Raw genomic sequence first — 3,801 nt, forward strand, 5'->3', positions numbered from 1 at the left:
CAAAAATGGGGACTGCTATGCAGTCCAGCGGGAGCAAGCTCCCTCGCCACGGGTTCAGTGTCACACTTAAGTGAACAGCCTTACCTTACTCAAGGCTTTTACGTCGTTACCTTGTCACGCACGCACCAGTCATTGCCAGCGCCCTTGACGGGAAAAGGTACGTCAATTTCCACTCCTTCTCTGTTTATCCGCAGACGCTCCGCCCGCGCCTCCGCAAGTTCCCGGGCCGTGATCGGCACCATTATAAAACCGCCAATCTCGCCGCAGGACTCGCTGATAATCGCTGCGGCAACTACGTTATCCATCGTGATGCGCCCCATCGCAGGTGAGAACTGCTGGGAATAATGGGTGAGGATTTCTCCCGATAGATCCTCTACACGGTAAAGACCACTCGTTGAAAGGGAACCCGCAGCCGAAACGGAAGGCACCAGCAAACGCACTGTATCAGGATGCCTCAGTTGTCCGATAAACGGGCCAATGATGGTTTCCAGACTCTGATTACGATCGTTCAACGCTTGGGTTATACGTTGATTCAACTCAGGGTCAGGAATATCGACAATCGCTGCCACTGGCTCCAGTAACAGTTGTAATGGTGTATCCCCCTGCGTGACACGTTGCCACCACTGCGTACCTTGCCGGTCCAGCAAGTAACCTGCCAAAGCGCCTATCAGGTAGCTTTCGCCATCAGCCGGAGTATCTGCAGCATTGGGAGAACGCGCCATGACAGCGGTATTCCAGGCCTGAGATTGATCAACAGCGCCGGTAGCGACCATCTCGGCAAGCACTTCAACGTACTTGGCGCTTCCTTCAATGATGTCGTTATCGTGAATCTCCACCGCCTCTCGCGCATACTCAGTCCGCCAACGGTCATACCAGTAGCGGGCCTTGCCTAATTCCTCGACCCCACCCCTCACGGCAGCATGCAAGGCTTCAATCAAATGCTTTCGATACTGCCGGGGGGGTATCTGGATTGGAAAACGCTCGGCACGCGACCCGTCATTCATTGGCCAGTTTTGCTGGCCATAAAAATGAAACGCCTCATGGGTTGCCAATAAAAACAATTCAGGGACTGCCGCCGGTTGCGTGATCAGCTTTTGCATTTCCACCTCCGGTAAAGCTGTCCCTATCCCCATGTAGACAGTTGGGCGCCCATTCCACGAAAGCTTCTCGTATTTTCCGAAGTCCGATGGCAAGCCCAGTGCCTCGACCGGCTCCGGCGCGATTGCACGATAACCCTTTGCATCTACCAGCCAGGCATTGACACCGTCGTAAACAAGCACTTGAAGATCAGCAAAGAACCCGGTCTGTTCTTTCATTTCTTCCAGCGTCGCCAATTCAGGCCAGGACGCTGCGCTGGCAGTCGCCATCCGTTCAATGTAGTCACTGTGGCTGAGGGTTTTCTGTTGTGTGAAGGTACAACCCGCAATCCCTAGCGTCAGGCTGAACACTGCAAAGGTTTTGAAAAGCCTCATCGTTAATTCTTTTCCTTGATAAGCCTGTGTGAGAATCAACTCTCGAAAACACAGACGACCGCCGGGTTCGGGAGTACGGCTTGTGCCCTCCTGCTGAGAGCTGAATCTAGAACAGACCACTCAAGCTGTATTGACGGACGGTTCCTGCAATCAAGTCGGAAACCAGAGTTCTGCCGATGGAAAAAAACCTCAAAGAACGTGCAGCTTGAAAAAAGCGTCCTACATTGATGGCGTTTTTTTTATTCGATGAAAAAGGCGGCCTTGGAGTCGCCTTTTTTGGGATGCAGCAATCGCTACGCAATGACCGGTTCGGTAGGTTTTCAGCTCAGATTCCCGCAGAAAATCGCCTGGTGACCATCGGCCGGGCTTTCACGCACCACCAACGCATAGCCCCCCGCTCGAAGAGTCTCGACCGGTACGGGTGCGCTTTTCCAGAAATATTGCATGGACGCTTGCGAATAGAACCGCGCATTCGGGCCGTCATTCATGTCGTAGGCGGGTTTGGCACCCAGACTTCCACAGCTTCCCGGGTAGATGTAGGCCTGCAAACGACCTGGTAATGCGCTACCCATGGATTCTCCACTGACAGCAAACCAGAACACGGTTGTTTGCCCGTCGGGCATCATGATTGGCCGGGCGATATTCCCGGCATTGATGGAAGTAGCGTTCAGGGGAACGTTGGTGACCTGGCGATCAGGCACTGTCGAACACCCGGAGATCGTCCCAGCCGCTACCACCAACGCCAGCGAAGATACGATTTTCATCGTGATACTCCCGCTTTGTAAGGACGCGTTGAAGTGATCCCCCTGTAGATTTTAGCTATCGCGCAAAAGCCGGTATTTCTTCGGATGATCGGTCGCTTGTGATGTGCGAGAAAACAAGCACGCTATCGAACAAGATGTAAGTAAATGTATCATCAGCCCCTGATATTTTGATTCGACGGACATCGGCGAACGGCACGCTCGCTCGTCACTCATTCCGCAACGGAATGACTGCTATCACTCCAATCTCTCTTCCGCCGTTTTGATCAGGCCATTAGCCTGCGCGCATTCCCTTTTGTTCAGCGAGATACGTTATGAATCCAGCGACTCAGGTGCCCCACGGCACCGCCACAATGACCCGAGGCATGGTGCTGCTGTTCGCCTTCTGTTGCGGCGCGATCGTGGCCAACATCTACTACGCGCAGCCGATCATCGGCCTGATCGCGCCGGACGTCGGCCTGACCAGCACCCTGGCCAGCTTCATCGTTTCGCTGACCCAGATCGGTTATGCGCTTGGCCTGTTCTTTCTGGTGCCGTTGGGGGATTTGCTGGAGAACCGCCGCTTGATGATCATCACCACGGTGGTGGCGATTGCCAGTCTGTTGGGCGCTGCATTCACCGATCAGCCGAATGTCTTTTTGTTGATTTCGCTGCTGGTGGGCTTCAGTTCGGTGTCGGTACAGATCCTGATTCCGCTGGCCGCGCATCTGGCACCTGAAGAATCTCGCGGTCGCGTGGTCGGCGGGATCATGGGTGGTTTGCTGCTGGGGATTCTGTTGGCGAGACCGGTGTCCAGCGTGGTCGCTGACCACCTCGGCTGGCGGGCGATGTTTGTGATCGCGGCGCTGCTGATGGCGGCGATCAGTATCGTGCTGGCCGTGACCATTCCCAAGCGCCAACCTGATCACAGTGCGTCGTATGGTCAGTTGCTCGGCTCGCTCTGGACACTGTTGCGCCAGCAACCGGTTCTGCGTCAGCGCGCGTTTTACCAAGGCTGCATGTTCGCCACGTTCAGCCTGTTCTGGACCGCGGTGCCGCTGGAGCTGGCGCGCAATCATGGCTTGTCGCAATCGCAGATCGCGATTTTCGCCCTGGTCGGTGCCATTGGTGCCATCGCTGCGCCCATCGCCGGTCGACTCGCAGACGCCGGCCACACCCGCATCGCGTCCTTGCTGGCGCTGCTGTTCGCCAGCCTGAGCTTCCTGCCGGCGTTCATCCATCCGGTCTACAGCGTTATCGGCCTGGCCGTGACCGGGGTGGTACTGGATTTCTGCGTGCAGATGAACATGGTCCTCGGCCAACGCGCGGTCTACGCCCTCGACGCCAAAAGCCGCAGCCGCCTGAATGCGCTGTACATGACCAGCATCTTTATCGGCGGTGCGTTTGGTTCCTCTGTGGCCAGCGCAGTGTATGAACATGGCGGCTGGTTCTGGATCGTGATTGTCGGCAGTGCGTTTCCGTTGGTGGCGCTGGTGCGGTTTTTGAGTGTTTCGGAGAAGCGTTCGCTGGCTACCGCGTAACCCCTCAAAAGCTTCGCGGGCAAGCCACGCTCCCACAGGGTTAGTGAA

The 3,801-nt window shown here is 56.0% G+C and carries 3 protein-coding genes; 1 reads left to right on the plus strand and 2 read right to left on the minus strand.

Annotated elements, in window-relative coordinates; all coding sequences use genetic code 11:
• Positions 1-98: 98 nt before the first annotated feature.
• Complete coding sequence (locus ACW9HW_RS29440; RefSeq protein WP_457402847.1) at positions 99-1,472, minus strand: hypothetical protein; 1,374 nt, start codon at positions 1,470-1,472, stop codon at positions 99-101.
• A 320-nt stretch (positions 1,473-1,792) separates the two neighbouring features.
• Positions 1,793-2,236, minus strand: coding sequence for a hypothetical protein (locus ACW9HW_RS29445; RefSeq protein WP_457402849.1), 444 nt, complete (start codon positions 2,234-2,236; stop codon positions 1,793-1,795).
• A gap of 311 nt (positions 2,237-2,547) precedes the next feature.
• Between ACW9HW_RS29445 and ACW9HW_RS29450 the strand changes: the two genes are divergently transcribed.
• Positions 2,548-3,753 (plus strand): MFS transporter, encoded by a 1,206-nt coding sequence (locus ACW9HW_RS29450; RefSeq protein ID WP_095195676.1) that lies wholly within the window; start codon positions 2,548-2,550, stop codon positions 3,751-3,753.
• Positions 3,754-3,801: the final 48 nt, after the last annotated feature.

The sequence above is a fragment of the Pseudomonas sp. SDO5532_S415 genome (assembly GCF_054071155.1).